The sequence below is a fragment of the Exiguobacterium sp. s130 genome (assembly GCF_018619055.1).
Classification (GTDB): Bacteria; Bacillota; Bacilli; order Exiguobacteriales; family Exiguobacteriaceae; genus Exiguobacterium_A.
Window position 1 is genome coordinate 1 of sequence record NZ_JACSNI010000001.1, and the last position, 25,893, is coordinate 25,893.

Sequence of the window (25,893 nt, forward strand, 5' to 3'; positions counted from 1 at the left end):
ACGATGAGGTAGATAGGTCACGGGTGGAAGCATGGCGACATGTGGAGCTGAGTGATACTAATCGGTCGAGGCCTTGTTCTAGCAGATGCATTGTTGATGACTTCAGTTTTGAGGGCGTGAGCCCGATCGTCTGGTGACGATAGCCAAGTGGTCACACCCGTTCCCATGCCGAACACGGAAGTTAAGCACTTGAACGCCGAAAGTAGTTGGGGGCTTCCCCCTGTGAGGATAGGACGTTGCCAGGCACTTGACCGATCTGCAGATTGCAGGTCGGTTTTTTGTGTGTAGCCCCGAAAGAAATAGAAAAACTGACAAGTGAACGTCAATCCGTCATCAAGTCAGTTTTAAGACAAGCATCTAGATTAAAAAGAAGGTGTTGTGTCAAGAAGGCGAGACTTGATTTGACGTAATAGTGCTGCAGCACGCGCTTCAAGAGGTGCTGGTAATTGATTTAAGGAGAAATATTGTAAGTCGAGACTCTCTCCATCTGTCATTTGTAATGTACCGGATACGTCTTTTGCTTGAAAGAGATGAATCACACTGTAGGTTTGGTCACCATTTGGATAACGGAAGAAGTAATCAGGACCAGAAAAGACGTCTAGCAGTTGAACGCTTTGTGCTTGAAGTCCGGTTTCTTCCTGCAACTCACGCATCGCGACTTCTTCAAGTGTCTCACCCGGTTCCATTGAACCACCGGGGAGCCCCCAACTGTGCGTATCCGAACGATATTGAAATAGCAGTTCAAATTGTGAATTCATGACGAGTACGGTCGCGCCTACACTGATCAACGGTCGATTTCCTACGATTTTTCGTAAATCTAATAAGTATCCCATCTGTTCACTCCTTTCGTATCAGTATAGAAGAATATTCATTATGACAGTTAGTAAAAAGAAATGAGGCAAAAAGACTTGCCAATTTAAAAGACACATGTTATATTAATATCTGTCGAAACGTTATATCATCGCGGGGTGGAGCAGTCTGGTAGCTCGTTGGGCTCATAACCCAAAGGTCGTCGGTTCAAATCCGGCCCCCGCAACCAATTTTTAAATAATCAAATCCGAAACGTTTATCGTCGCGGGGTGGAGCAGTCTGGTAGCTCGTTGGGCTCATAACCCAAAGGTCGTCGGTTCAAATCCGGCCCCCGCAACCAATTTTAAACTTAACTTCAACTTTACTACGAAACGTTCAGCGTTTCGTATTTTTTTTTGCCTTTTTCGTCCGGTACAATAGAGAAGGACGATCAGTGCGTATTAAAGGAGGAGACATCGTATGATAGAACTGGAAATGAACAGCTTGGAAGAAACGACTGCCTTGGCTCTTGAACTCGGACGACGTGCTGAAGCAGGGATGGTCATTACGCTTGACGGAGATTTAGGTGCTGGGAAAACGACTTTTACGCAAAGCTTTGCGAAAGGATTAGGTGTGACGCGTCATGTCAACAGCCCTACCTTTACGATCATGAAAGTCTATACGGGACGTCTCCCTCTCTATCATATGGATGTCTATCGCCTGGAAGGTTCCGGTGATGATATCGGACTTGAAGAATATTTGAATGGTGAAGGCGTCGCCGTCGTCGAGTGGTCTGAATTGATTGCGGACAGCCTTCCACCGGAACGGTTGGCAATCACGATCACGCGAACGGGTGACGATAGCCGCCGTTTTGAGCTGACGCCGATCGGAGAACGATACATTACATTATGTGAGGGATTGAAATCATGAAAATCGTAGCTATTGATACATCGACGAAACAATTATCGGTCGCTCTTTCAAACGGAAAACAGATCGTAGCAGAAGCTTCTTACGTCACGTCTTTGAATCATGCGACAAAACTCATGCCGTTACTTGAGCGCTTGATGGCGGAAGCGAAGTGGGCACCATCCCAACTGACACGCGTCGTCGTTGCTGACGGTCCTGGTTCTTATACGGGATTACGGATTGGTGCGACAACAGCGAAGACGCTTGCCTATACACTCGGTATCGAACTGGTTGCGGTCTCGACACTTGAACTGATGGCAGCTTCGACAGGTCATACGGGACGTGTTGCAGCGATTCAAGATGCACGACGTGGATCAGGTTTTGTCGGAGTATACGACGCTGGGCAACGAATCGGTGAAGAACAACATGTCGAAATCGCCTCTTTTGTGAAGACGTTAGCGCCAGATACGCTCGTCACAGGAGACGTCGATACATTTGAAGAACTTCTTCAACCATTTGAAAAGGCGGCTCCTGCGTTTCGGACGCCGCGTGCCGGAGTGCTCGCCTTACTCGGTGCAACACGCGATTCAGTCGAAGCGCATGCGTTTGAGCCACGTTACCTGCGTCTGGCTGAAGCAGAAGCGAAATGGATCGAGGCACAGCGTCATGAGTAAGGGGATTCGTCGCATGACCGTAAACGATGCTGCAGGTGTTCACGCCGTCGAACTCGAATCGTTTGCGACACCGTGGACACTGGATGCCTTCGAAGCAGAAATGACACAAAATCCGAATGCCTATTATGTCGTTGCCGATCAAGATGGTATCGTCGGGTTTGCTGGTCTGTGGCATATTGCGGATGAAGGACATATTACAAATATTGCCGTCAAGCAGTCGCACCGCGGACAAGGACTTGGGGAAGACTTGCTAACGGCGTTGATCGCGGTCGGTCGTGCACTCGATTTACGAGCGATGACACTTGAAGTACGTGTCTCGAACACACCGGCACGAACCTTATATGAAAAACTCGGATTTCACTATGTTGGTATCCGAAAACGATATTATCAGGACAACAATGAAGATGCTGCCATCTATTGGCTGGAGCTGGAGGGAGAAGACTTATGACACAACCATTGATTCTAGCAATCGAATCGAGCTGCGACGAAACGGCGGCTGCCGTCGTTCGTGGAGGAACCAACGTCTTATCGAATGTCGTCTCGTCTCAAATTGAAAGTCATAAACGATTCGGTGGAGTCGTGCCTGAAGTGGCATCACGACATCATGTCGAACGGATCACATACGTCATCGATGATGCATTGACGGAAGCAAACGTCACGATCGACGATATCGATGCGATCGCTGTCACGGAAGGTCCCGGACTGGTCGGGGCATTACTCGTTGGTGTCAGTGCGGCAAAGACACTTGCTTTTGCGCATAATAAGCCTTTGATCGGTGTTCATCATATCGCAGGTCATATCTACGCGAATCGTCTCGTGCAAGAGCTTGAGTTCCCGCTCGTCTGTTTGATTGCATCAGGTGGGCATACGGAACTGATTTACATGCCAGAAGACGGTGTATATGAAGTCATCGGTGAAACACGTGATGATGCCGCGGGAGAAGCATATGATAAAGTCGCTCGAACATTGAAGTTACCGTATCCAGGTGGTCCACGAATCGACCAGTTGGCACAAACCGGGCAGGATACGTTCCATTTTCCACGCGTCTGGCTCGAGAAGGACTCGTATGACTTTAGCTTCAGCGGTTTAAAGTCAGCGGTCATCAATGCCGTGCATAACGCTGAGCAACGGGGAGAAGTGATCATCCCGGAAGATTTAGCTGCGAGTTTCCAAGCGAGCGTTGTCGAAGTACTCGTGACGAAGGCGATCCGTGCCGTGAAGGATAAAGGGGGACGTCAACTGCTGCTTGCTGGTGGCGTCGCCGCTAATAAAGGATTACGTAACGGTCTCGAAGCAGCGTGTGCGAAGGAAGGAATCGATCTCGTCATTCCGCCGATGCACTTGTGTGGAGACAATGCGGCGATGATCGGAGCGGCTGCGATTCATCCATATCGCGCGTTACGCTATTCGACACTTGCCATGAATGCAGAACCTGGGCTAGATTTAAAGTAAGGAATCCGAACAACTTGGGGGAAATGGAATGAAAAAAGTCATCATCGCATTGTTAGCGGTACTGGTCATCGTCGCGATCGGACTTCAGGTCCGAGAAATCGTCAACGCATACCAAGTCGCCTATAAGGAAGAACTCGTACCCGATAAGAAAGCGGTCGAGACGAACACGAAACAACGTCCACTTTACGAAATCGGACGAGCAGAAGGGGAAAAAACCCGGATTCAAAAGTTGTACGCTTTTGATCAGACAATCAATGGGAAGCTCAGTAACGTCGTCATCGTCGATCGGAAGTACGGTTTAACGAACAAGGCGAGTGATGATTATTTCATGATTGCTCCCGGAACACCAGTGACGAATCAAGAGAAGAAGTCATTCGAACCGATGATTCAAAAGATGGATGCGGAACAAGTCCAAGCAGAAGTGATCTCGAAGCACGAGGTGACAGCTGTTGAAAACAATAAAAAACGAACTGTGACGTTATTTAAGGTCTTTTATAAAGATACGGATCAAAACGAATACCTCTTCTTCATCGAAAAAGAGGGCGGGCTGAAACTCGATCTATTCAAGAAGGGCTACTCACGTCTTTCCAATTACTAATCCATTAAAACAGCGGATTCCTAAAAAGGAGTCCGCTGTTGTTCGTTCATTGCCATTCAGTGATACCGGTCAAGTCATCATAGATGCGATCCGGATCAAGATTTAATTCTTCGACCGGAAGTCCGTTTCGATTGATCCATGCCGTTTTGAAGCCGAAACTCTTTGCCCCGGTGATGTCCCAACCGTTCGAGGACATGAAGAGGATCTCCTCGCGTTTTAAACCGAGTGTGTTCAACGCATGCATATAAGAAGCAGGTGCTGGTTTATAGTGTTTGATGTCATCAACACTGACGAGATGTTCGAACCGATCGGCTAAACCTGACTGTTCGATCAACGGATCGAGCATATCATGGGAACCATTCGAGAAGACGACCAAACGCTTATGCGCCATCGTCTCGAGAACAGAGCTAACTTCTGGGTACACATCAAGTGTCAGGTACGTCTCCATTAAAGTCGTGATTTGTTCCTCGGTCACATGGAGCTTCAGTTCGAGTAACGTATAACGGAGGGCATCTTGTGTCACTTGGCTGAACGGCACATATTGTCCGTTTAATTGTCGAAGGAAAGAGTACTCCAGTTGTTTCTCTCGCCAGCGTTTACTGATCGCTTCTCCGTGTCCCGGATACAGCTCCTCTGCTTGCTCTTTGACGGAATGGACATCGAATAATGTACCGTAGACGTCAAAGACGAGTGCTTGAATCGTCATAAAAACATTCATCTCACTTTCATAGAGTCTGTTTTAAGAATTCCCTTACATGACGGATTCAAACGATACTTATGAATGGACCTGCTGCAAAAAGCGATGAAACGTCTGTGCGAACGCGCGACAAGCGGCTTGTTTCTCCGGTGTGTTCGGATCAAACTCAATCTTCAAGCCATTCGTGACGATGGTCGCCCCAGCTTCTTTTAATGCGTCTTCAATCAAATCAACGGCTGCGCAGTACTTCGGATAATCAAGATCCCCCGAACCAAAAGCAGCAGCCGGCATCCCGTCTAAAAATTGTTCCCGTAGCTCCTCGACGAAATCTTCTGCTTCATACGGTAAATCACCGTCTCCCCATGTATATGAGCCGAGTAGTAGACCATCAAAACGTGATAGATCCTCCCCGACGAATTGATCCAGTTCTGTGATCGTCACGTTGACATCGTGTTGCTCGAGCTCACGTTGAATGATCGAGACGATATCTTCCGTATTACCGGACATGCTGACGAATCCAATTGCAATCTGCATGCATGTTCCTCCTTTCGCTGTACTTCCTTACTTTAATTGATAATGATTATCAATGTCAAAAGATCATATGAAAAAACACCTTCCGAAGAAGATGCTTTTTCATACATTAGTCTTGTAGTTCGGCCCATTCTTCAATGGAACGAATGACCGGTTCGAGTTGACGCCCTTTGTCGGTCAAACTGTATTGAATCTTAATCGGACGATCGGGAATGACAGTCCGGATGACGATGCCTTCCGCTTCGAGCTCCTTCATACGTTCCGTGAGCATGCGACCTGATAATTCGGGGATGGCATCTTGAATCTCATTGAAACGACATGTCTTCGTCAACAAGTGACGTAAAATCAGACCTGTCCATTTCTTACCTAAGATTTCAAAGGCATGTTCGACTTTGGGACAAAGAGCCGTTTGGATTGCGACTTCTTCCATCAGCACTCATCCTTTCTATAGTTGTAGTATACCCGCTTCTGCTAAAAAAATCGAATCATTTTACTTAATGTAACAAAAAGAACTAAAACAAATCTATTTACTTTTAGTAAGTGATAAGATATAGTCTGTTTATCGAGTTACTTAAAGTAACTTAAAAACATTAGGTAAAAGGAGAAGAGAGAAATGATGGATACAGGACTTTTAATCATTCGTTTAATCATCGGTTTAACATTTGCTGCACACGGTACACAAAAATTATTTGGTTGGTTTGGTGGACACGGCATCGCTGGAACAGGCGGTTGGTTCGAATCAATCGGCATGAAGCCAGGGAAGGCACTCGCGATTACAGCGGGTCTTGCTGAATTAATCGGTGGATTATTGTTTGCAAGCGGGGTATTCCTCTGGATCGCTGCAATCCTCATCATCGGTTCGATGCTTGTCGCGATCGTTAAAGTACACGGTGCGAATGGTTACTGGGTGACGCAGAACGGGTACGAATACAACATGGCATTGATCGTTATCGCCCTTGGAGTGGCGATGATCGGTGCTGGAGACTATTCACTCGCTGCACTCATCGGGTGAGGAAAAAGGTGGGTCATTCATGAAGTTCGAGGCATCAACGCTTAGCGCAAAAGACAATTATAAATTACTGATCGGAAGCATCATTCCGCGTCCGATTGCCTTCGTGACGACGCTAGGGGAAGACGGGACGGTCAACGCCGCCCCCTTTTCCTTCTTTACGGTCGCATCAAGTAGTCCGCCACAACTGGTGATTGCCGTACAACGGACGGATCAGGGACAAAAGGATACGGCACGTAATATCCTAGCAAAACAAAGCTATGTCATCCATATCGTCAGCGAAGAAATCGTCGACGCTGTCAATGAGACGGCTGCGCCACTCGCTTACGGTGAAAGTGAACTCGAACGGACGGATTTAACGCTCGTCGATAGCGACGCAATCGACGTGCCCGGAATCGCGGAAGCGAAAATCCGGTTCGAGATGCGCTTAACGCAACATGTCGAGCTAGAAGGTGCCGATCTTTTGATCGGGGAAGTACTGCGCTATCACGTCGCGGATGAACTCGTCGAGTCGTTCCGGATCGATGCGGCAGGATTGAAGGCTATCGCTCGCTTAGCGGGAAATGATTATGCGACGATCGGGAAAACGTTTACGATTGCTCGACCGACAAAATGATAGAAGTGTGAATGCTTGATTCAGTGTACGATCCATGTTGACGACGAACGTTTCGATTTAAATAAAAAGGAGTGGAGAGACCGGTCTAGCTACCGGAATCTCCACTCCTTTTTTCATATCGCGTATCTAGTTCATCGATCGGACTTCAAGGTTGTGGATCGATTTCGTTTGAAGAACCTTCGAGTCCGTGACGTTTACTATACTGATAACCATCGAGCAAATAAAAAATGATTGCCAGCGCCCAAACCCCGACACAACTGATCAAAAAGGCAGTCAAGGGAGTGACGCTACCATAATAGGATATGATCAATGGATCATTGAGTTCGACGAACAGTTGTGTCGTTAGAAGCGTACAACATAGTCCAGAGAGTAGACTGACGAGAAGACCGCTCCATGTCTGGATGACAAGTCCGATCATGCAAGAAATCAGAAGGAACAAAGGAAGAGCAGCATTAAAGGCATCCGGGCGGATGAAGGCGGACACGTAGTCCGCATACATCGGAACGAAATAAAGAATACCGGATAACAGTCCTTGAATCAGGTTGATGAAAAAGCTTTTCGTTCGCATCAGTGTTGGTTCTCCCATCGTTCCATCAATTCAAGTAGATCGACATCGATCTGGTCTCGTTCCGCAGATAACGCTGTCGCTTTTGGAATATCATTAAAAACTTCCGGTTCGCAAAGCAACTGTTCGATTTCCGCTGAACGCTGTTCGAGCCGTTCAATATCTTGTTCGAGTTGTTCGATTTGCTGACGGCGTTTTTTTTCTTCTTTCTGTGCTTCTTTGTCGATCGTCTTCGATGCCGTGACTTTTGCCGCTTTTGCCTCTTCGGCTTCAAGGCGAGCGATTTCTTCTTGTTCAGCCTTCTTCTCTGTGTAGTACGAATAATCGCCGAGGTATTCTGTCACACCAGCTTCACTCATCTCGATGACGCGTGTCGCGATCCGATCGATGAAGTACCGGTCATGGGAAACGAAGAGTAGCGTACCTTCATAGTCGACGAGAGCGTTCTCAAGGACCATCTTCGAATCCAGATCCAAGTGGTTCGTTGGCTCGTCAAGGATGAGGACGTTCGTCTTCCGGAGTTTCAGTTTTGCGAGCGCGAGACGTCCGCGTTCGCCACCGGACAATTCATGGACAATCTTGAAGACATCGTCGCCGCTGAACAGGAATTGTCCGAGCACAGAACGGACTTCTTGTTCGCGCATCAGTGGCCATTCGTTCCAAATCTCATCGATGACACGATTCCGGTCATTGAGTTCTGCTTGCTCTTGATCGTAATACCCGATCGAGACGCCGGTGCCAAAACGGAAATCACCGAAGAGAGGACGTAAACGACCGACGAGGACTTTTAAGAGCGTCGACTTCCCGATTCCGTTCGGTCCGACGAGTGCCAGTGATTCGCCGCGTTGCAAGCGAAACGTGATGTCTTTTGAGACAGCTTCTTCGTAACCGATTGCCAATTGATTGACTTGAAGAACGTCATTCCCGCTCTGTTTTTCGATTGGGAAGGAGAGGACCGTACTGCGTTCATCTCCATCTGGTCGGTCGAGCCGGTCCACCTTCTCGAGCCGTTTTCGAACGCTTTGAGCACGCTTTGTCGTTGTCGCCCGAGCGATGTTTCGTTGAATGAAATCCTGCATCTTCGCGATTTCTTCTTGCTGCTGTTCGAACTGTTTCATTTCTTGATCGTACAATGCCGCTTTTTGCTCGAGGTACTTCGTATAGTTCCCCGTGAACTTACGACAGACATTACGAGAGAGCTCATAGACGACATTGACGACTTGATCGAGGAAGTACCGATCGTGCGAGACGATCAGAACGGCACCACGATAACCACCGAGGTAACTTTCAAGCCAAGCGAGCGTATCGATATCCAGATGGTTCGTCGGTTCATCGAGAATGAGAAGCTCTGGTGCTTGCAGGAGCATCTTCGCTAAGGCGAGCCGTGTCCGTTGACCTCCGGACAATGTCTGGATCCGGCGTGAGTAATCGTCTGGATAAAAGCGCATGCCGTGCAGGACGGAGCGAATATTCGCTTCGAACTGATAACCACCTGCTTCTGAGAAGTCATGTTGTGCTTGATCGTACGTCTTCAGAAGTCGATCGTAAGCGACCGGGTCGTTCAAGATGTGCTCCATGCCCATCTCGATTTCCATCCGGCGCAGTGTCCGTTCTTGTTCTTGCAGATGTTCAAAGACGGTCAGCATCTCGTTCCAGATCGTCTCATTCGATTCGAGACCACTGTCTTGCGCGAGATAGCCGATTTTGACATCTTTACCTTTCATGATATCGCCCGAGTCATGACTGAGTTCACCAGCGATGATTTTGAGCAAGGTTGATTTACCGGCACCATTTCGACCGACGAGCGCAATTCGGTCGCGCTCTTGTACTTCCAATTTGATATTTTCTAAAATCGGCTCGACGCCGAATGATTTCGAGAGTTGGTTGACTTGTAAGAGTATCATTTCCATCCATCCTTCCACCCTTTAGTCTATCACGAACAAAAGCGCGAGGTCCTGCGGAATATATTATTTGTGACTCTATGTGAAGTGGTTTACAATCAAGGAGAGTAGAAAGCTTTTTGCAAAGATTTGGGTGCCACGATGGATGTGGCCGAAGGGGGAACTGCAGGATGAATGGATCAGACACAAAAATTCCACAAGCGACAGCAAAACGGTTGCCGCTATATTATCGCTTCATCCAAAGTTTATACAATTCAGGCAAGCTCCGCGTCTCTTCTGCTGAGTTAAGCGAGGCGGTGAAGGTTGATTCAGCAACGATTCGTCGCGATTTTTCCTACTTTGGGGCACTAGGGAAGAAGGGGTATGGATATAACGTTCAACATCTCTTAACGTTTTTCCGCAAAACCTTGAATCAAGATGAGGTGACGAATGTTGCCTTAATCGGGGTCGGTCATCTCGGAACAGCGTTTGCAAATTATAACTTTTTAAAGAATAATAGTACTCGGATAGTCGTTGCGTTTGATGCGGACGAAGAGAAGGTCGGAACAACGACGCATGACGTTCCAATCTATCATGTTTCGGACATGAAAGAACAAATCGAAGCGAATCAGGTCGATGTCGCCATCTTGACGGTTCCATCCCAGTTCGCACAGTCAGTAGCGGATGAGTTAGTCGAGTATGGTGTGACAGGCATTCTGAACTTTACGCCTGCACGGTTGAACGTGCCAGCGAGCGTTCGGGTTCATCACATCGATTTATCGATCGAGTTGCAGTCGTTAGTTTATTTCATGAAGCATTATTCGCAATCAGCTGAAGGAGTGAAATTATAATGGAAAACCTTATCCCGCTCACGTTAGGTATCGGACCTGCGAGTATCGGATTAATTGCTGTCGTCGCGTTGATCATCTTCGGACCGAAGAAGTTGCCGGAATTCGGTCGTGCTGCCGGTCAAACATTGAAAGAGTTCAAGAATGCCACGAACGGCATCATGGACGACGATAAAAAGGACGAACCGAAAGAGAAGTGATTGAATCATGACGGTTGATCAAGAACAAAGCATGACGTCGCACCTAGACGAACTGCGTAAGCGGATTGTCTGGTCGCTCCTCATCGTCGTCGTCCTGTTCGCTGTCGCATTTCCGCTCGTTCGACCGCTCGTCCGTTTTCTGCAAGCGGACTTAAAAGAGCTCGGTATCGGATTAAATGCCTTCAACGTCGCCGATCCTTTAATGTTGTATTTGAATCTTGCGTTCATCATCGCGCTGATTTTAGCGTCACCGTTCTGGATGTATCAACTGTGGGCATTTGTCCGACCAGGGCTTTATGAAAAGGAACAAAAAGCAACACTGACGTATATTCCAGTCATCTTCTTTCTATTTTTGGCTGGTGTAGCCTTCTCGTATTTCTGGTTGCTTCCCTTCTTGCTCGAAGTCTCAACGGATCTCGGGAAAGAATTGGGGATCGAGCAAGTCATCGGGGTCGAAAACTACTTCAGTTTCTTGATCCGGTTGACGATGCCGTTTGGTCTTCTCTTCCAATTGCCGGTCGTGACGATGTTCCTGACACGTCTTGGTCTTGTGACGCCATATTTCATGCGAAAGAATCGAAAATATGCGTATTTCGCGCTGTTCGTCGTTGCGGCATTGATCGCACCGCCGGACGTGACGTCACACTTGATGATCTCAGTGCCGTTGTTCGTTCTCTATGAAATCAGTATCTTGATTTCCGCGCGGACGTATAAAAAGGTCTTGATCCTCGAGCAACAGGCAGAGCTTGAACGACAGGCGGATTTGATGCGTGAATTGAATAAATGAATCGTGAATTCCTTCCAGCCATTTCGGGAGGAATTCTTTTTTATGAAAGCGTTATGTTTATATTGATAAAGCAGTTAGCGATGCGTATACTGAAGATAATTCATGGGGGCTTAGCTCAGCTGGGAGAGCGTTTGGCTGGCAGCCAAAAGGTCGTCGGTTCGATCCCGATAGTCTCCACCAAGTTCATACGTTCAACTCCTCGAGTGCTCGAGGAGTTTTTTTATGTTCCCAGTTAAATTCCTTCCAAATATAAAATGTCACCAAAAAGAAAAAAATTAAAAAAATAGACAAATATAAATTGTTTATTTCCATTAACTTCATTAAACTAAAAATACAGAATTTTCGTTAAACTGTTTTATTAGTATTACTACTATGGTTTTACAGAAAAGGGGAAACGAACGCATGAAGAAGAAGATTGCACTTATGGCAGCCGTCTTAATGACGTCTTCCAATCTAGTCAGTGCGCAAGGTGCACTGTCCTCGCAAGACAAAGCGACGGGTCAAAAACCGCAGGCGCTCTCACTGAAGAAATCGGGACAAGAAAAGAACTACAAACAATCGGATAAAGTCCGAGTCGTCATCGAGATGGAACAAAAACCGGCGATTCAAATCGCCCAATCTCAAAACAAGCGGTATAGCACATTGAGCAATGCCGAAAAGGAATCGATCAAGGATCGACTCGTCAGCGTCCAAAAATCAGTCAAGTCAGCTATCGCTAAAAAGGCGATTCCTGTTACATATAAAGAAAGCTTCACAACCGTCATCAATGGATTCAGTGGTGAAGTGAAGTTCGGTGACATCGAAGATATCAAACAACTCGAAGGAGTCAAAAGTGTACATATCGCGCACGAATATGCGCGCCCAACCGTCGATAAAGGTGCCAAGCCAGACATGCTGTACAGCAAGGACATGGTCAATGCGAAGGAAACGTGGCAGGACTATGGCTTTAAAGGGGAAGGAACCGTCGTCGCGGTCATCGATACGGGGATTGATCCATCGCACAAAGACATGGTCTTGAGTCCAGAGACAAAGGTGGATTTAACCTCTTCGAAGGTCGAGAGTGCGAAAGAAACAAAAGGTTTAAAAGGAAAGTATTTCACGGAAAAAGTACCGTACGGCTATAACTATGCCGATCACGACAGCGAAATCCGTGACTTAGGTGCGGGGGCATCGATGCACGGGATGCACGTCGCAGGTACGGTCGGAGCAAACGGCGATGAAGCAAACGGTGGTATCAAAGGGGTCGCGCCGGAAACACAGCTCCTCGCGATGAAAGTCTTCGGAAACGATCCAGGAATGCCATCGACATTCAGCGATATCTACATTAAAGCGATCGATGATGCGATTGCACTCGGAGCCGATGTCATCAACATGAGTCTCGGTTCGACGGCATCGTTCGTCAATTCAGATGCTCCAGAACAACGCGCAATCGTCAACGCGATGAACAACGGTATCTTGTGTGCGATCTCTGCTGGTAACTCGGCGTTTGCAGGTCATGGTGCGGGTAATCCATATACAGCAAACCCGGATATCGGTGTCGTTGGTGCACCAGGATTGACGAGCCAGGCGCTCCAAGTCGCGTCACTCGAAAATACGAAATTGACGCTTGAAGGCATGGCGCTGACGATCGACGGTCAGGATGCCGGTTATTTGGCATACCAAAAACAAGATTCGCCGAATCCGATTGCCGTCTTCGATAAAGAGAAGAAGGATGTCGTGTATGTCGGTGACGGTCAAGCTTCGAACTATGAAGGTAAAGACGTCAAAGGGAAAGTCGTCTTCGTCGTGCGTAACGGTGGTTTCAACTACGGTATGATCCAAGCAGAAGCTGAGAAGCAAGGGGCAGCAGGTGTCATCGTCCGCGGTCGAGTCGATCACGGGGATTACGTCAGCATGGCGCTCAACAATCCGACGATTCCACTCGTCACGCTTAGCATCGCGGACGGGAATGATCTCGAAGCAAAAGCAAAAGAAGGCAAGGCAATCGCAGTGACATTTGACGGAAAAGCGGTCTCAACCGATAACCCGGTCGCAGGACAAATGTCTGACTTCACGTCATGGGGTGTCACGCCAAGCCTTGACTTCAAGCCAGAAATCACGGCACCAGGTGGGAAAATCTATTCGACGCTTAATGATAACGAGTATGGCGTCATGAGCGGTACATCGATGGCAGCACCACACGTCGCTGGTGGAACAGCACTCGTCATGCAACGGATTGCGAAGGACTTCAAAGTCACTGGTGCAACACGCGTTAAACTCGCCAAAAACATCTTGATGAATACATCGCGTCCGCAACTCGATCAAGGAAAATACAACGCAGAACTGAAAACAGGCAACTTCTACTCCCCACGTCGTGAGGGAGCTGGACTGATGGATCTTCGTGCTGCGATGAAGACACCAGTCGTCATCACAGAGACAAAGTCAGGTGAAGGCAAGGCATCCTTGAAGGAAGTCGGCGAGAAGTTCACATTCACGCTTGATTTAAAAAACTACAGCAATGAAAAAGTGACGTATAAGCTAGCGGGAACGGTTCAATCAGATCTCGGTGCACAAGGATCGAACTTCCTTGAAGCAAATGGAATCTTCAAAAAAGGAACGATTGGTACGGTAGATGCCAACATAGGCACATACCCGATCTCATTTGCAGTCGGCTCGAAGAAAGCGAGTTCAGTCTCGATTAATCCGAAGAGCTCAACGAAAGTCAGCGTGTCAGTCGATTTGAAGAACACGACTGACTGGGCGAACGAGCTTCCGCTTGAACAAGTCTTTAAAAACGGCTACTTCGTCGAAGGATTCGTCCGTCTGGTCGATACGAAGAGCAAAAATCCAGAACTGACAGTTCCTTATGTTGGATTCAAAGGAAAATGGGATCAAGCTCCGATTTTAGATGCACCATTGTACGATAAAAACAACACGTTCTACGGATTGACAGGTCTAGCGACTGAAGTGAAGGACGATTTCGAATTCCTTGGTACGAATGCCGCTGGAAAAGTTGTCGCGAACAAAGTCTCGTTCTCACCGAACAACGACGGTAGCGCAGATGAAGCTTTCCCGATCATCTCATTCCTTCGAAATGCGAAAAAAGTCGAGTATTCGATTCTTGACCGGAATAAAACAACACTTCAGAAGCTTGATATGCAAACGGACGTCGTCAAGAACTACTATGATAGCGGTTCAGAGAACGGCTACACACCAGTCACAAGCGCTGCTTGGGACGGAACGATCAACGGGAAACCGGTCAAAGATGGTCTTTACTACTACAAAGTCAAATCGGTGATCGATTATCCGAACGCAAAATGGCAGACGAATCTCTTCCCAGTCTATGTCGATACGAAAAAGCCAGCAGCGACTGTGAAATGGAATGCTGCGAAATCAACACTTTCATGGACAGCAGGCGACCAAGGAACAGGAGTTGCGTCATACAATATCCTCGTCAATGGCAAGAGTGTCTTAAAGCAACCACTTGCCGCAACAGAAAAAGCGTACACGTTGACGGATCTGCCGGAGCGCGCGAAGATTGCCTTCGTCGTCAAAGACTATGCTGGAAACAGTGTGAAAAAAGACGTCAACACGACAGGCGTTGATAAAGCCGTACCAAATGTTCAAATCGATACACCGGTCGCTCTTGGTCTTGCAACATCAAAAGTCATCAACATCGCGGGTCATGTCTCTGATGAGTCAGGTATCAAATCGTTCAAGATCAACGGAAAAACTGTTAAACTGCGTTTCGATGCAGCCCAACAAAACTATGCGTTCAGCCATGACGTGACGTACACGACGGATGGCGTCAAGTCATTCAAGGTCGAAGCGTACGATGGAAAAGGGAATCGTGTGGCGTTCAACCGTCAAGTCATCATCGACACAGAATTACCAACGATTCGTGTCACAGCACCAAAAACCGTCTCAAGTAAAACAAAAACAGCTGAGATGAAGATCGTACTTCGCGATAACTACAGCGAATTACGCTTCGACTTCAATGGTAGCGCGGAATACCGCCGGACGTTCAAAGAACCGTACGTCATGAAAGCCTTCAAAAAGACGATCACGAAAAAAGTGACGCTCAAAAAAGGAAAAAACACGTACAACTTGAAACTGAAGGATCTGGGTGGACACGTCGTTACGAAAACAGTCGTCATCACGAAAAAATAAGGTAACATTGAACAAGCCAGGCGGACATCCGTCTGGCTTTTCGTTGTGTATCGAAGCGCCATGAAGGGTTTATGAGACGAGTGGAGCGGGAAATTTAAGAGCAGAAACAATTAGAGGGGGAACAACCATGAATCCGTTTACGACATTAATCGCCTTCATCGTGGGGTGTCTCGTCTTATATCTCGGTATCCGTGACAAAAACGGCTGGCTGATCGGTGTCGCATTGATACCGCTCGCGATCGTTGCCTATAGTGTCATCTATCTGATCATCCAGGTTAGTGCATAGTCTCTAATGAAAGATGTCTTGTCCGAAGCGACAAGACATCTTTTTTTCAAAAAATCATACTAGATATGAAACCGATGCAGTAAAATGTAAGTATATGACAGTATAGAGAGGTGGGAGATCATGGAACACGTACATACACAAACGAAAGCATTAGCGACGTTATACGAAGAGATGCACCAAAAGACACAGACCGGCATGTGGGTCATGCTTGCGGCATTCTTAGCGCTCAGTAACACACTCGAGAAACCAATCTACGCGATGATCGTCCCGTTATTGTATTTTGGCTACGACATGTTCGTACAACGCAAGCGGTTCGCGCTTGTTGCGGAATATACATCAGAGACTTCTGCAAGACGGCTTTATCACGTGCATGTGTTGATAGGGATCTTACAATACGGAGCACTCGCTGGTCTGATCGTTTGGGCAGTCGATCGCCCGAATACATCTTTCTTGATCGGTCTCGTCATCGTCGTCATCCCGTTCTACTGGATCTGCCGAAAAACGTTAGAGTTCGTCTCACGAAAGATCGATCCAACATATGTGACGGAAAAAGAAATTCATCAAGCTCGCTAAAGGAGAAGGTACTATGCAAACGGCTCGTGAAGAACGCCTACAAAAACTTGCCCTCGCGTATCGGGATGTCGAATGGCTCGGCACACGCTGGTATTGGAACGTGTTTCTATTCATAACAGTCGGTGTTTTGATTGAGTGGACGGATCTCCCGATTTTGATTTTGACGATTCCAGCCGTTTTTCTCGGATCCGATTTTCGCTACCAACTAAAAAAACGAAAAATTTTAGACGGCTATCTCTCAAACGCACAGGTTCGTCGGCAATTTTTACTTCGTACCGGCAGTCACGTCCTGCTGTATGCCGTATTGACGATCGTCATCATTCAGACGATCGATAGACCATTTTGGCAGATGTTTGTTGCGATATTTGCGATTTTAACACCACTCTATTTCATCAGTGAATGGATCATCCGACGTGATGGAAAGCGTGATCCAGATTATATCAGTGACGTTGAAGTTGCCCGCTTCGTCAGACAGAAAGGAACATCACAATGGAACACCTATTCGAGCGACAAGCACGTCTGAACCTATTGGTACGTCCTGTGCGTTCCGTCGCCTATTTCTTTTTGGTCCCTGGATTGATTTTTGCGGTACCTGCTTGGTTTATGCCGACAATTACATCCGTCTTTCTTCAGATCATGCTCTTTTGTCTTTGCGCGACAGCAGTCTCTCGAGAAATTGTCCGTCTACGGCTCATGAAGTCATATTTAACACCAACTATGTATCAACAAACCGTTCAAAAGGTCGCTCGTCTGACAATCATCGGGTATGTCGTGGCATGGCTGATCGCCGTCGTCATGCTGTCGATTCCAAGTGCTCCTGGTTATTTATTCGTCGTCTTCCTCTTTTGGATTGGTGGGTTTAGTCTTGGTATCACTCGACTGAATCGGTTAGCCAAACAAATCGATCCAGCCTACGTCTCGATGGGGGAAATCGAACGTGCGTGGTGGAAACGGTAAAGCAAAAAATCCGCATCAATCAGCGAAAGTGAACTGCTCCCTGTCAAGTAGACAGGACAAATAATAAAAATCCTTTAAACGGCTTGCGCTCTGTATTCTAATGGAGCCAAGCCGTTTAATCGTTGTTGATCTCGTTCATCTCTTCGATGATTTTCATGTTCTCCGTCTCACGAGTCTGTGGTATACCAATCCGGCGTAACCACTTGTAGTAGGCAGCGCGCGAGACTCCAGCGAGGTGACACAGGGCGATGATCGGGTAACCAAATTGCTCTACCGATGATTGAATGGCTTCATATTTATCTTGAAGACGAATTTGACTTAACGTGACCTCCTCTCGATCTCCTCTAACTTTTTTAAGAAATCGTTCTCCATGCGTAGACGCTCATTTTCTTTCTCGAGTCGTTTCAGATCCAACGCCAAACGGTCTGTATCCGTCAATTCTTCTACTGGCTTCTGACGTCCGCGACGGTCCATCAGTGCGTCGATTCCGTCCTTCTCGAACTTTCTTACCCAGCTATAAATTTGTTGGTACGAGACCCGATGGGTCTTCATGATGCTTTGATAGTCTTTTCTGTTCTGTATACAGTCCATGACTGCCTGGACACGCTCTTCGAATGTAGTGGTTCTACCTTTAGTCATAGTGGATCGCTCCTTCAATGGTTTCCCTTGAGTACTATGACTAGTATACCCCTCTATCCACTTCGCAAGTAGGCTTCTATCCGAGATATCAAACCGTGCCGTAGCGCTAATAAGCGATTCCTTTTGGTCGAGTACTGCACGTATAGCCTTCATCTTCAGTTCTTCCGGATAACGCGTCCACTCTGTTCGATTACGAAGTGCCATGGAGCCGCCCGTACGATATTTTGTCCTTCATCTATTTAAGGTGGTGACTGAAAGCTCGAAGAGCGAGGCAATCGATTTGATCGAGTCGATTCGGTCTTCACACATCTTAATAATTCGTAGTTTTTCATCTGACGAAAACTTAGATTTAGTCATAGAAAAAGCTCCCTTCAAAAAGTAGACAGTTTTTGTTATTTCAACTGTCTACTTTTTGGGGAGCATATCAGATTTTTGATTATTTCTTCAACAAGAGATAGATAAAATAAGGTGCTCCGATCAAGGCGACGACGATCCCAGCTGGCACGCCGTCCGGTCCCGCAATGTTGCGTCCGATCGTATCAGCGAACGCAAGCAACCATCCGCCGAGCAAGAGGGCAATCGGCAAGAAGAACTGATGCCGTGGTCCAACGAGCGCGCGGGCGATATGTGGCGCCATCAGACCGATGAAGGAAATCCCACCCGTGACGGAGACGGCAGCAGCGGCGAGTGCGACGGCTGTCAACAAGAGTTGGATCCGTTCTTTTTCAAGCGCGATGCCAACACCGATTGCGACCGGTTCATTCAAGGCAAGGAGATTGAGTTTATTCGCCTTATAGAACGTCAGCGGAATCAAGACGAGTAACCACGGTAAGAGTGAGTAGACGAAGATCCAGTCCGTCCCCCAGATGTTACCAGCGAGCCACTTAGCGATGAAGTCGACCTTTTCACGACGCGTCGACGAAATCAGGATGACCATGATTCCGGAGAGCGCCATCGAGAAGCCAACACCAGTCAAAATCAAGCGAATCGGTTGCAGTCCTTGCACACGGTCGTATGAGAATAGATAAATCGCCGTCGCGGTCACGAGCGCACCGAGGAAGGCGGCAATCGGTAACAAGTAAATGAACGATCCGACATCGACCGGGAAATACAGGAAAAACAAGGCGACGGCGACACCAGCTCCGGTATTGATGCCGATGATACCAGGATCAGCGAGTTCATTGCGCGTGATCCCTTGGAGGATCGAACCGGATAAAGCGAGTGCCATTCCTGCCATGACGGTGATGAGCAGTCGTGGTAAGCGGAGCGAATAGAGGACGAACTCCTCTTTGAATGAGCCGTTTCCAAGTAACGTCGGCAACAAACGATCATAGGATAGGGAAGCAGGTCCGAGACCGATGCTGACGACGAGTGTTGCGATCAATAGTGCCAGTAACGTCCAAAACGTCAGTTGCTGGCGGCGACGTAAACGAGATTCCATCATGAGAAAGCACGCCCTCCTTTCCGAACGATCAAGAGGAAGAATGGTAGCCCGAGCATTGAGACGATCGCGATGACCGGCGTCTCATACGGTGCGTATAGTGTCCGACCGATCGTATCGGCAAGTAACATGAACGTCGCACCAAAGATCGCGGTCATCGGCAGAATGAACCGATAGTCCGTTCCGACGATCGCGCGGACGATATGTGGAATCATCAGCCCGATGAACGCCATGTTACCGACGAGTGCAACAGCAGCACCTGCAAGCAGAATGACGACGACATAAAGTACTGCTTTGATCCGCTGGATGTTTTGCCCGAGTCCGAGCGCGACTTCTTCCGATAGACTGAGAATCGTCAATTGTCGGGAGAAGATGAAGGCAATCACAATCCCGATCGCGATGACCGGAGTGATGACTTGCAGTTGTCCCCATGTCGACCCGACGAGTCCACCGGACGTCCATTGTGAGACATCTTGAGCGATCTTGAAGTAGATGCCGATGCCTTCCGCAATCGCATACAGAAAGGCTGAGATCGCGGAACCGGCAAGGACAATCCGGAGTGGCGAAAAACCACCTTTTTTCGAAGCACCGATTCCAAAGACAAGTGCTGCCCCAAGTGCTGCACCGACGAAACACGCAATCATGATACCGAAGTACTCAATTTTCGGAAACAGGACGATGACGAGTGCAAGTGCTGCGTTCGCACCCGCCGTCAGACCGAGCAGACCAGGATCGGCGAGGGGATTGCGTGTCATCGCCTGCATGATGGCACCAGAGACACCGAGTGCTGCTCCGACGAGGATTGCTGCTAATTCCCGTGGCAGGCGGATTTCCTGGACAATTTTTGCTTTTTCATTCAACGGTCCGAACGTCAAGGCGTTCCAGACTTCGCGGATCGTCGTATCGGCAGCGCCGAACGTCATCGCGATCCAGAACATCCCGAAAAAGAGGACAAGACCGAGTGTGATTTTTATGCCGAACGGAATTCGACCAGCTGACATGAATGTCGCCTCCATTTCTGATTCAGGGAGTGAGCCGCAAAAAAAGGAAGGGATCCCGCAGGTTCCCTCCCTTATTTATTATGCACCAAGGAAACTTTTCTTGAAGAACTCGAGTTGACGTTCGAGTGTGAGAGGATCATTGAAGTAGAATTCCTTCGAATCGACTTCGAAGACATGATCGTTTTTGACGGCTGGAATGTTTTTAAACGTATCCGTTTTCGTGAATGAGTTGTCCGCTTCTGCGCTCTTGCTGAAGACGAGGTAGTCGCCTGCATATTCAGGGAGGACTTCTGGTGACAACGCATAGTAACCATCTTTTAATGCCATCTTCGTGACTTTATCCGGCATTTTTAATTTCATTTCTTGATAGAGAATCTCTGTTCCACGACCCCAGTTGTTGCCGAAGACGTAGAGTTGTTTATCGAAACTTTCGATGACAGAAACAGTAGCATCTTCACCGATTTTTGCTTTGATGTCTTTACCGGCAGCAGCGGCACGTGTTTTGAAGTCTTTGACCCAATCGCGCGCTTCCTGTTCTTTGTTGAGCAATTTACCGATTTCGATATGTTGCGTCAAGTAGTCGACTTTTCCGTATGTGTACGTGACCGTCGGAGCGATTTTTTTGATTTTGTCGAGGTTTTTCGTTGTCGAGTAGCCGATGATCAAGTCAGGATCGAGTTCGATGATTTTTTCAACGTTCTCTTCCGAAACTTCCGTGACATCCTTTAGTTTATCGAACTTCGGATTCGCTTTTGACCACGAATCAACACCAACGACAGGAACGCCGAGTGCCATGACGTTGCCGGCAAAACCAGCGAGGACCACGACTCGTTTTGGATGAGCTGGAACTTTAATGTTTCCATTTTCTGATTTATATGTGATCGTTTCGTTTTTCGAACCAGATGCTGCGTCGTCTTTTTTCTCTGTATTGCCACACGCTGCGATGACGAGCGTGAGAATGAGTAGAACCGGTACAAGTAGTTTCTTCATGATTTAATCTCCCTTGATTAAGTTGTAGGTGATACACATCGGCTTGTTCGTCCGCGGATCGCGTCCGATTTCAGCATCGATATGAAATACTTCTTGTAAGACATCTTTTGCGATGACTTCCTCACACGTTCCGGCTTTGACGACTTCGCCGTTTTTCATGGCGATGATATAGTCGGCGAAGCGTGCCGCTTGATTTAAGTCATGCAGGACCATGACAATCGTCCGTCCTTCGGTCCGGTTGAGATATTCGAGCAGTTCGAGCACCTCGAGTTGGTGGGCGAGATCAAGATAAGTCGTCGGTTCATCGAGAAAGATGATATCCGTCTCTTGAGCGAGTGCCATCGCAATCCAGACCCGTTGACGTTGACCACCGGACAGCGCATCGACTGGACGATGTTTGAACGCCATCGTATCCGTTGCTTCGAGTGCCCAATCGATGATTTCATAATCGTGTTTCGTCAAGCGTCCGAATCCTTTTTGATAAGGAAAACGACCGTATGAGACGAGCTCTGCGACCGTTAGACCACTTGCACTTTCCGGAGTTTGTGGCAGGATAGCCATCTTCCGAGCAAGCAGCTTCGTGCTTTCCTTCGCGATATCAAGACCGTCGAGCAACGCCCGCCCCGATTGATGGGGAATGATCCGTGTCATCGCTTTCAGCAAAGTTGATTTGCCGCATCCGTTCGCGCCAATGATCGTTGTGATTTGGCGATCGGGAATTTGGACGGACAAGTCTTTGACGATGGGACGATCACCGTAGCCGATATTGATTTCTTCTGTTGCTAGACGTACCATACGCGACGACTCCTTCGTTGTTCTCTCCATTTTTCAATGATAATGATTATCACTATCGTCTCATTAACCATACCAGTCTCATAAAAACGCTGTCAACATTTTTTCTTGTGTTCAAGAGATGTTCACGTTATCATGAGAGAGTGAGAATGATAATCAATAACAATCAAGGATGAGGAGTGAGTGAGATGAGGGAACAGGAGTTGTTCGACGTAACGATCATCGGTGGAGGACCAGCAGGGTTATATTCGACGTTCTATAGTGGTCTTCGAGGTATGAAGACGAAATTGATCGAGTATCAAGCAGAACTCGGAGGAAAACTGCACGTCTATCCGGAAAAGATGATCTGGGACGTCGGTGGACAGCCGCCGATCACTGGTGAAAAACTCATGGCTCAACTCGTCGAACAAGGACTGACATTTCAACCGACTGTTCAATTGAATGAAAAGATCATCTCGATCGCAAAAGACGTCTTCGGTAACTTCGTCTTAGAAGCGGAATCGGGGCAGATTCATTATTCGAAGACGGTCATCGTCGCGGTAGGCGGCGGCATCCTCAATCCACAAAAATTAAAAGTCGAAGGTGCGGAACGCTTTGAAGTGTCGAACTTGAACTATACGGTCAAATCGATTGAACGCTTTAAAGGAAAGACCGTCATCGTCTCAGGTGGTGGAAACTCTGCGATCGACTGGGCGAACGAGCTCGAACCGGTCGCAAAAAAAGTCTACGTCACGTATCGCCGGGATTGTTTCTCGGGGCACGAGGCGCAAGTCGACCAGCTCGTCAAAAGTTCTGCTGTCTGTCTCCTTAATACGACGATTCACAAGCTGATCGCAAGTCCTGATCATCAACGGATCGCATCGGTCGAATTGATCGACTGTCAAACAGAGGAAATCGTTGAGATTCCAATTGATGAAGTCATCATCAATCACGGCTACGAGCAGGACGCGGCACTGCTTGACGCCTGTGATCTCGATATCGCACGGGTCGATGACTTCTATATCGCGGGGAACGCGGCGAGCGAGTCGAGTGTACCGGGACTATATGCTGCCGGAGATATTCTTTCACACGACGGGAAGGTCCATTTGATCTCAGGTGCCTTTCAAGATGCGGCGAATGCCGTCAACCGGGCAAAACGCTTCATTGAGCCGGAAGCGCCAAAAGTGGCGATGGTCTCGTCACATAACGAAGTCTTTAAAAAACGCAATCGTGCGTTGATTGAGGAACGCGTCAATCAACAATCTTGAATAATGTTTAAACGTCCAAAATGCTTGGAAACAAGCGGATTTTGGACGTTTTTTTGTATGAATTTCATTTTTGTGCTATAACAGAACGATTTGACAACGTACTGTATTTAGGACAAAATTCTACTTATGTTCCACTACATGTAGGATACAAGTAAGACGGATGTAATAAGGAGGAAGGGTATGACAACTACGAAACGTAAGCCAATTGGCCTTGCCTGGCAAATTTTAATCGGCTTGATTCTCGGGATCACAGTCGGTGGTGTATTTTATGGGAATCCCCATGTCGCGGAGTGGCTTAAGCCAATCGGTGACATCTTTATCCGGATGATGAAAATGATCGTCGTTCCGATCGTCTTTACGACGATCGTTCTCGGTGTCTCATCAGTCGGTAGTCCGAAAAGTCTCGGACGTCTCGGCGTCAAGACACTCGGTTACTTCACGATCGTAACGATGATCGCGATTTTCACGGGGCTGTTCGCAGCCAATCTCGTTGAACCGGGTGCTGGTATTAACATGTCGACACTTGATAAAACGGACATCTCGACGTATGTCGAAACGGAAGAGACGACACAAGATGCAGGACTCGTCGACAAAATCGTCAACATCGTCCCGACGAACATCTTGGACGCGATGGTCCGCGGTGATATGCTTGCCATCATTTTCTTCTCGGTCTTATTCGGACTCGGTGTCGGTTTTGCAGGAGAGAAGGGCCAACCGGTCGTTCGTTTCTTTGAAGGCGTCGCAGCAGCGATGTTCAATCTCGTTAACATCGTCATGAAATTCGCGCCGATCGGTGTCTTCGCCTTGATCGGTGTCACGGTCTCGACGTTCGGGATTGAATCGCTCGGTTCATTGTTTAAACTGATTGCGACGTTATACGTCACAGCGCTTCTCTTCATGGTGATCGTCTTCGGTGCGATCATGAAATGGGTCGGGATTCGCGTTTCTGATTTCACGCGTATCTTCAAAGACGAGTTATTGCTGACGTATTCGACGGCATCGTCTGAAACGGTACTGCCACGGATCATGGAAAAACTCGAGAAGATGGGTGTTCCGAAATCAATTGTTAGCTTCGTCGTACCGACGGGTTATTCGTTTAACCTTGATGGATCTGCGCTGTATCAAGCGCTCGCAGCCTTGTTCATCGCACAAATGTACGGGATTGATCTCTCGATCGGAACACAGTTGACGCTTGTCTTCGTCTTAATGCTGACATCAAAAGGGATGGCTGCCGTTCCTGGCGTCTCATTCGTCGTGTTGCTCGCAACACTCGGTACGGTCGGTATCCCGGCAGAAGGACTTGCCTTCATCGCGGGGATTGACCGAATCATGGATATGATGCGCTCGGTCGTCAACGTCACAGGAAACACGCTCGCTTCACTCGTCATCGCGAAGTGGGAAGGTGTCCTTGACGAAGACCAACTCGAGACGTTCATGTCGACAGAAAATAAGAAAGACGACATCCGCAGTGCGTGATTGTCGTAAGTATGGGGAAGGACTGAATCGTCAGTCCTTCTTTTTTTCGTCCAAGAAAATAGATTAAAGTCGATTATTTTTAAAGAAAATACCTTATTTTCGATTATAGTTAAAATTTCGTTGAATATTATTAATTTTAAAGTTAATATTATTGATATAATCATAAGGGAGAGGCGATGAGATGGAATCAGTAGGAATCGTCATTGGTATTGTCGCAGTCTGTATCGTACAATTTTATTTAGCGAGGCGCGGAAGACTCTTTAGTCTTATCATTCCAGTGATCATCATTGGTCTCGGAATTTACGTCTATTTCGGAACAGGTCCACACTCATCGGATCGAGAATCGGTGATTCGGATAGGAACGTTTGCCTGTTTATCACTCATAATTTCAATGGGTGAGGTGGGTGTCGACTCGCGCCGTAAGCAACTGAAGCGTGAAAAAGATCGAATGGAGATTCAAGATTTGTAAGAGAAGTGAGGGAACACGATGGAACGACAAGACGTGCCCGCTTGGGTACTGGCACTCGAACAGGAGCATCTCGAGTTCATCCGAAAGTTCGTCTTGAGCTCCGGTTCGTTGAAGGATATGGCAGCTGCCTATCAAGTATCCTATCCGACTGTCCGGGCGAAGTTGAACCAGTTGATTGAGCGGATTGATTCGGTGCAACAGGAAGATGTCGAATTCATCAATATGATCAAGAACCTGGTCTTAGATGAACGGTTGAGTCTTGATGTGGCGAAAACGATCATCGATTCTTACCGCAAGGGTCAAGCGAAAGAATAAGCCAAA

The 25,893-nt window shown here is 47.6% G+C and carries 30 protein-coding genes, 3 tRNA genes and 1 rRNA gene; 23 read left to right on the plus strand and 11 right to left on the minus strand.

Annotated elements, in window-relative coordinates; translation table 11 throughout:
- The first annotated feature begins 129 nt into the window (after nucleotides 1–129).
- Nucleotides 130–245, plus strand: a 5S ribosomal RNA gene (gene rrf / locus HZS85_RS00005).
- A 117-nt stretch (nucleotides 246–362) separates the two neighbouring features.
- Here the strand turns inward: rrf and HZS85_RS00010 are convergent.
- Nucleotides 363–833 carry an NUDIX hydrolase gene (locus tag HZS85_RS00010; protein ID WP_214852004.1) on the minus strand — a complete coding sequence of 157 codons (471 nt, stop codon included), beginning with the start codon at nucleotides 831–833 and terminating at the stop codon, nucleotides 363–365.
- Nucleotides 834–962: 129 nt separating this feature from the next.
- On the opposite strand from HZS85_RS00010, the gene HZS85_RS00015 reads away from it, so the two are divergent.
- The 7 genes from HZS85_RS00015 (at nucleotide 963) to HZS85_RS00045 (ending at nucleotide 4,419) form a co-directional block, all read left to right on the plus strand.
- Nucleotides 963–1,039, plus strand: a tRNA-Met gene (locus HZS85_RS00015).
- Between the two features lie 34 nt (nucleotides 1,040–1,073).
- Nucleotides 1,074–1,150, plus strand: a tRNA-Met gene (locus HZS85_RS00020).
- Between the two features lie 119 nt (nucleotides 1,151–1,269).
- A complete protein-coding gene (tsaE, locus tag HZS85_RS00025) occupies nucleotides 1,270–1,719 on the plus strand; it encodes a tRNA (adenosine(37)-N6)-threonylcarbamoyltransferase complex ATPase subunit type 1 TsaE (RefSeq protein ID WP_023469616.1) in 450 nt (149 codons plus the stop codon).
- The gene (tsaB, locus tag HZS85_RS00030; protein WP_214852007.1) at nucleotides 1,716–2,369 is read left to right on the plus strand and encodes a tRNA (adenosine(37)-N6)-threonylcarbamoyltransferase complex dimerization subunit type 1 TsaB; all 654 of its coding nucleotides are present in this window, start codon (nucleotides 1,716–1,718) and stop codon (nucleotides 2,367–2,369) included. The genes tsaE and tsaB overlap by 4 nt, the downstream gene beginning before the upstream one ends.
- A gap of 13 nt (nucleotides 2,370–2,382) precedes the next feature.
- Entirely contained in the window at nucleotides 2,383–2,817 is a 435-nt protein-coding gene (gene rimI, locus HZS85_RS00035; RefSeq protein ID WP_035410841.1) for a ribosomal protein S18-alanine N-acetyltransferase, read from the plus strand.
- Nucleotides 2,814–3,821 (plus strand): tRNA (adenosine(37)-N6)-threonylcarbamoyltransferase complex transferase subunit TsaD, encoded by a 1,008-nt coding sequence (tsaD, locus tag HZS85_RS00040; RefSeq protein ID WP_035410838.1) that lies wholly within the window; start codon nucleotides 2,814–2,816, stop codon nucleotides 3,819–3,821. Before rimI ends, tsaD begins: the two co-directional genes overlap by 4 nt.
- Before the next feature lie 28 nt (nucleotides 3,822–3,849).
- The gene (locus HZS85_RS00045; protein ID WP_035410835.1) at nucleotides 3,850–4,419 is read left to right on the plus strand and encodes a hypothetical protein; all 570 of its coding nucleotides are present in this window, start codon (nucleotides 3,850–3,852) and stop codon (nucleotides 4,417–4,419) included.
- A 46-nt stretch (nucleotides 4,420–4,465) separates the two neighbouring features.
- On the opposite strand, the gene HZS85_RS00050 is transcribed toward HZS85_RS00045, so the two are convergent.
- From HZS85_RS00050 to HZS85_RS00060, 3 genes are all read right to left on the minus strand, one after another.
- Nucleotides 4,466–5,125, minus strand: a complete 660-nt coding sequence (locus HZS85_RS00050; RefSeq protein WP_035410831.1) for a haloacid dehalogenase type II — start codon at nucleotides 5,123–5,125, stop codon at nucleotides 4,466–4,468.
- 69 nt (nucleotides 5,126–5,194) lie between these two features.
- Complete coding sequence (locus HZS85_RS00055; RefSeq protein WP_214852008.1) at nucleotides 5,195–5,650, minus strand: flavodoxin; 456 nt, start codon at nucleotides 5,648–5,650, stop codon at nucleotides 5,195–5,197.
- A gap of 106 nt (nucleotides 5,651–5,756) precedes the next feature.
- Nucleotides 5,757–6,077, minus strand: coding sequence for a winged helix-turn-helix transcriptional regulator (locus tag HZS85_RS00060; RefSeq protein WP_214852009.1), 321 nt, complete (start codon nucleotides 6,075–6,077; stop codon nucleotides 5,757–5,759).
- A 183-nt stretch (nucleotides 6,078–6,260) separates the two neighbouring features.
- Here HZS85_RS00060 and HZS85_RS00065 point away from each other — a divergent pair, with 183 nt between their 5' ends.
- Both HZS85_RS00065 and HZS85_RS00070 read left to right on the plus strand, forming a co-directional pair.
- On the plus strand, nucleotides 6,261–6,659 hold the full coding sequence (locus HZS85_RS00065) for a DoxX family protein (RefSeq protein ID WP_214852010.1): 399 nt from the start codon (nucleotides 6,261–6,263) through the stop codon (nucleotides 6,657–6,659).
- Between the two features lie 19 nt (nucleotides 6,660–6,678).
- A complete protein-coding gene (locus HZS85_RS00070) occupies nucleotides 6,679–7,272 on the plus strand; it encodes a flavin reductase family protein (protein ID WP_214852011.1) in 594 nt (197 codons plus the stop codon).
- Nucleotides 7,273–7,417: 145 nt separating this feature from the next.
- Here the strand turns inward: HZS85_RS00070 and HZS85_RS00075 are convergent, their stop codons facing one another.
- On the minus strand, nucleotides 7,418–7,840 hold the full coding sequence (locus HZS85_RS00075) for a hypothetical protein (RefSeq protein ID WP_214852012.1): 423 nt from the start codon (nucleotides 7,838–7,840) through the stop codon (nucleotides 7,418–7,420).
- The gene (locus HZS85_RS00080) at nucleotides 7,840–9,741 is read right to left on the minus strand and encodes an ATP-binding cassette domain-containing protein (RefSeq protein ID WP_035410903.1); all 1,902 of its coding nucleotides are present in this window, start codon (nucleotides 9,739–9,741) and stop codon (nucleotides 7,840–7,842) included. The genes HZS85_RS00075 and HZS85_RS00080 overlap by 1 nt, the downstream gene beginning before the upstream one ends.
- A gap of 167 nt (nucleotides 9,742–9,908) precedes the next feature.
- On the opposite strand from HZS85_RS00080, the gene HZS85_RS00085 reads away from it, so the two are divergent.
- The 9 genes from HZS85_RS00085 (at nucleotide 9,909) to HZS85_RS00125 (ending at nucleotide 17,517) form a co-directional block, all read left to right on the plus strand.
- Nucleotides 9,909–10,568, plus strand: a complete 660-nt coding sequence (locus HZS85_RS00085) for a redox-sensing transcriptional repressor Rex (protein WP_214852014.1) — start codon at nucleotides 9,909–9,911, stop codon at nucleotides 10,566–10,568.
- The gene (locus tag HZS85_RS00090) at nucleotides 10,568–10,765 is read left to right on the plus strand and encodes a twin-arginine translocase TatA/TatE family subunit (protein ID WP_029342825.1); all 198 of its coding nucleotides are present in this window, start codon (nucleotides 10,568–10,570) and stop codon (nucleotides 10,763–10,765) included. The genes HZS85_RS00085 and HZS85_RS00090 overlap by 1 nt, the downstream gene beginning before the upstream one ends.
- Nucleotides 10,766–10,772: 7 nt before the next feature.
- Nucleotides 10,773–11,552, plus strand: a complete 780-nt coding sequence (gene tatC, locus HZS85_RS00095; protein ID WP_035410816.1) for a twin-arginine translocase subunit TatC — start codon at nucleotides 10,773–10,775, stop codon at nucleotides 11,550–11,552.
- A gap of 104 nt (nucleotides 11,553–11,656) precedes the next feature.
- Nucleotides 11,657–11,732: transfer RNA gene (locus tag HZS85_RS00100), tRNA-Ala, on the plus strand.
- A 222-nt stretch (nucleotides 11,733–11,954) separates the two neighbouring features.
- Entirely contained in the window at nucleotides 11,955–15,701 is a 3,747-nt protein-coding gene (locus HZS85_RS00105) for a S8 family serine peptidase (protein WP_214852017.1), read from the plus strand.
- A 127-nt stretch (nucleotides 15,702–15,828) separates the two neighbouring features.
- Nucleotides 15,829–15,987 carry a hypothetical protein gene (locus HZS85_RS00110; protein WP_034801002.1) on the plus strand — a complete coding sequence of 53 codons (159 nt, stop codon included), beginning with the start codon at nucleotides 15,829–15,831 and terminating at the stop codon, nucleotides 15,985–15,987.
- A 120-nt stretch (nucleotides 15,988–16,107) separates the two neighbouring features.
- Entirely contained in the window at nucleotides 16,108–16,560 is a 453-nt protein-coding gene (locus HZS85_RS00115; RefSeq protein WP_214852019.1) for a hypothetical protein, read from the plus strand.
- 13 nt (nucleotides 16,561–16,573) lie between these two features.
- Nucleotides 16,574–17,083, plus strand: a complete 510-nt coding sequence (locus HZS85_RS00120) for a hypothetical protein (protein ID WP_214852020.1) — start codon at nucleotides 16,574–16,576, stop codon at nucleotides 17,081–17,083.
- Nucleotides 17,050–17,517, plus strand: a complete 468-nt coding sequence (locus tag HZS85_RS00125) for a hypothetical protein (protein ID WP_214852021.1) — start codon at nucleotides 17,050–17,052, stop codon at nucleotides 17,515–17,517. The genes HZS85_RS00120 and HZS85_RS00125 overlap by 34 nt, the downstream gene beginning before the upstream one ends.
- Before the next feature lie 318 nt (nucleotides 17,518–17,835).
- Here HZS85_RS00125 and HZS85_RS16655 read toward each other — a convergent pair whose 3' ends face one another.
- The 5 genes from HZS85_RS16655 to HZS85_RS00150 all read right to left on the minus strand — a co-directional run bounded on the left by HZS85_RS16655 (nucleotide 17,836) and on the right by HZS85_RS00150 (nucleotide 22,383).
- Nucleotides 17,836–18,156, minus strand: coding sequence for a helix-turn-helix domain-containing protein (locus HZS85_RS16655; protein WP_251137774.1), 321 nt, complete (start codon nucleotides 18,154–18,156; stop codon nucleotides 17,836–17,838).
- 436 nt (nucleotides 18,157–18,592) lie between these two features.
- Nucleotides 18,593–19,597 (minus strand): FecCD family ABC transporter permease, encoded by a 1,005-nt coding sequence (locus HZS85_RS00135; protein WP_214853170.1) that lies wholly within the window; start codon nucleotides 19,595–19,597, stop codon nucleotides 18,593–18,595.
- Complete coding sequence (locus tag HZS85_RS00140) at nucleotides 19,597–20,598, minus strand: FecCD family ABC transporter permease (RefSeq protein WP_214852022.1); 1,002 nt, start codon at nucleotides 20,596–20,598, stop codon at nucleotides 19,597–19,599. Before HZS85_RS00140 ends, HZS85_RS00135 begins: the two co-directional genes overlap by 1 nt.
- A 78-nt stretch (nucleotides 20,599–20,676) precedes the next feature.
- Entirely contained in the window at nucleotides 20,677–21,588 is a 912-nt protein-coding gene (locus HZS85_RS00145) for an iron-hydroxamate ABC transporter substrate-binding protein (RefSeq protein WP_035410799.1), read from the minus strand.
- 3 nt (nucleotides 21,589–21,591) lie between these two features.
- Nucleotides 21,592–22,383 carry an ABC transporter ATP-binding protein gene (locus HZS85_RS00150; RefSeq protein WP_214852023.1) on the minus strand — a complete coding sequence of 264 codons (792 nt, stop codon included), beginning with the start codon at nucleotides 22,381–22,383 and terminating at the stop codon, nucleotides 21,592–21,594.
- A gap of 185 nt (nucleotides 22,384–22,568) precedes the next feature.
- Here HZS85_RS00150 and HZS85_RS00155 point away from each other — a divergent pair, with 185 nt between their 5' ends.
- The 4 genes from HZS85_RS00155 (at nucleotide 22,569) to HZS85_RS00170 (ending at nucleotide 25,887) form a co-directional block, all read left to right on the plus strand.
- Nucleotides 22,569–23,627 (plus strand): NAD(P)/FAD-dependent oxidoreductase, encoded by a 1,059-nt coding sequence (locus tag HZS85_RS00155; protein WP_214852024.1) that lies wholly within the window; start codon nucleotides 22,569–22,571, stop codon nucleotides 23,625–23,627.
- Between the two features lie 180 nt (nucleotides 23,628–23,807).
- Entirely contained in the window at nucleotides 23,808–25,103 is a 1,296-nt protein-coding gene (locus tag HZS85_RS00160; protein WP_214852026.1) for a cation:dicarboxylate symporter family transporter, read from the plus strand.
- 181 nt (nucleotides 25,104–25,284) lie between these two features.
- Nucleotides 25,285–25,572, plus strand: a complete 288-nt coding sequence (locus HZS85_RS00165; RefSeq protein ID WP_214852028.1) for a hypothetical protein — start codon at nucleotides 25,285–25,287, stop codon at nucleotides 25,570–25,572.
- A gap of 18 nt (nucleotides 25,573–25,590) precedes the next feature.
- Nucleotides 25,591–25,887: a DUF2089 family protein gene (locus tag HZS85_RS00170; protein WP_214852030.1), complete on the plus strand. Its 297-nt coding sequence runs from the start codon at nucleotides 25,591–25,593 to the stop codon at nucleotides 25,885–25,887.
- The last annotated feature ends 6 nt before the right edge of the window (nucleotides 25,888–25,893 follow it).

Bases quoted from the DNA above. Each gene is read 5' to 3' on its own strand.
- HZS85_RS00145 (WP_035410799.1), bottom strand. From the start codon at position 21,588: ATGAAGAAACTACTTGTACCGGTTCTACTCATTCTCACGCTCGTCATC.
- tatC (WP_035410816.1), top strand. From the start codon at position 10,773: ATGACGGTTGATCAAGAACAAAGCATGACGTCGCACCTAGACGAACTG.
- HZS85_RS00050 (WP_035410831.1), bottom strand. From the start codon at position 5,125: ATGACGATTCAAGCACTCGTCTTTGACGTCTACGGTACATTATTCGAT.
- HZS85_RS00135 (WP_214853170.1), bottom strand. From the start codon at position 19,597: ATGGAATCTCGTTTACGTCGCCGCCAGCAACTGACGTTTTGGACGTTA.
- HZS85_RS00075 (WP_214852012.1), bottom strand. From the start codon at position 7,840: ATGCGAACGAAAAGCTTTTTCATCAACCTGATTCAAGGACTGTTATCC.
- HZS85_RS00140 (WP_214852022.1), bottom strand. From the start codon at position 20,598: ATGTCAGCTGGTCGAATTCCGTTCGGCATAAAAATCACACTCGGTCTT.
- HZS85_RS00070 (WP_214852011.1), top strand. From the start codon at position 6,679: ATGAAGTTCGAGGCATCAACGCTTAGCGCAAAAGACAATTATAAATTA.
- HZS85_RS00165 (WP_214852028.1), top strand. From the start codon at position 25,285: ATGGAATCAGTAGGAATCGTCATTGGTATTGTCGCAGTCTGTATCGTA.
- HZS85_RS00055 (WP_214852008.1), bottom strand. From the start codon at position 5,650: ATGCAGATTGCAATTGGATTCGTCAGCATGTCCGGTAATACGGAAGAT.
- tsaE (WP_023469616.1), top strand. From the start codon at position 1,270: ATGATAGAACTGGAAATGAACAGCTTGGAAGAAACGACTGCCTTGGCT.
- HZS85_RS00125 (WP_214852021.1), top strand. From the start codon at position 17,050: ATGGAACACCTATTCGAGCGACAAGCACGTCTGAACCTATTGGTACGT.
- HZS85_RS00150 (WP_214852023.1), bottom strand. From the start codon at position 22,383: ATGGTACGTCTAGCAACAGAAGAAATCAATATCGGCTACGGTGATCGT.
- HZS85_RS00110 (WP_034801002.1), top strand. From the start codon at position 15,829: ATGAATCCGTTTACGACATTAATCGCCTTCATCGTGGGGTGTCTCGTC.
- HZS85_RS00090 (WP_029342825.1), top strand. From the start codon at position 10,568: ATGGAAAACCTTATCCCGCTCACGTTAGGTATCGGACCTGCGAGTATC.
- HZS85_RS00045 (WP_035410835.1), top strand. From the start codon at position 3,850: ATGAAAAAAGTCATCATCGCATTGTTAGCGGTACTGGTCATCGTCGCG.
- tsaB (WP_214852007.1), top strand. From the start codon at position 1,716: ATGAAAATCGTAGCTATTGATACATCGACGAAACAATTATCGGTCGCT.
- HZS85_RS00010 (WP_214852004.1), bottom strand. From the start codon at position 833: ATGGGATACTTATTAGATTTACGAAAAATCGTAGGAAATCGACCGTTG.
- HZS85_RS00085 (WP_214852014.1), top strand. From the start codon at position 9,909: ATGAATGGATCAGACACAAAAATTCCACAAGCGACAGCAAAACGGTTG.
- HZS85_RS00170 (WP_214852030.1), top strand. From the start codon at position 25,591: ATGGAACGACAAGACGTGCCCGCTTGGGTACTGGCACTCGAACAGGAG.
- HZS85_RS00060 (WP_214852009.1), bottom strand. From the start codon at position 6,077: ATGGAAGAAGTCGCAATCCAAACGGCTCTTTGTCCCAAAGTCGAACAT.
- rimI (WP_035410841.1), top strand. From the start codon at position 2,383: ATGACCGTAAACGATGCTGCAGGTGTTCACGCCGTCGAACTCGAATCG.
- HZS85_RS16655 (WP_251137774.1), bottom strand. From the start codon at position 18,156: ATGACTAAAGGTAGAACCACTACATTCGAAGAGCGTGTCCAGGCAGTC.
- HZS85_RS00065 (WP_214852010.1), top strand. From the start codon at position 6,261: ATGATGGATACAGGACTTTTAATCATTCGTTTAATCATCGGTTTAACA.
- HZS85_RS00080 (WP_035410903.1), bottom strand. From the start codon at position 9,741: ATGATACTCTTACAAGTCAACCAACTCTCGAAATCATTCGGCGTCGAG.
- HZS85_RS00120 (WP_214852020.1), top strand. From the start codon at position 16,574: ATGCAAACGGCTCGTGAAGAACGCCTACAAAAACTTGCCCTCGCGTAT.
- HZS85_RS00105 (WP_214852017.1), top strand. From the start codon at position 11,955: ATGAAGAAGAAGATTGCACTTATGGCAGCCGTCTTAATGACGTCTTCC.
- HZS85_RS00160 (WP_214852026.1), top strand. From the start codon at position 23,808: ATGACAACTACGAAACGTAAGCCAATTGGCCTTGCCTGGCAAATTTTA.
- HZS85_RS00155 (WP_214852024.1), top strand. From the start codon at position 22,569: ATGAGGGAACAGGAGTTGTTCGACGTAACGATCATCGGTGGAGGACCA.
- tsaD (WP_035410838.1), top strand. From the start codon at position 2,814: ATGACACAACCATTGATTCTAGCAATCGAATCGAGCTGCGACGAAACG.
- HZS85_RS00115 (WP_214852019.1), top strand. From the start codon at position 16,108: ATGGAACACGTACATACACAAACGAAAGCATTAGCGACGTTATACGAA.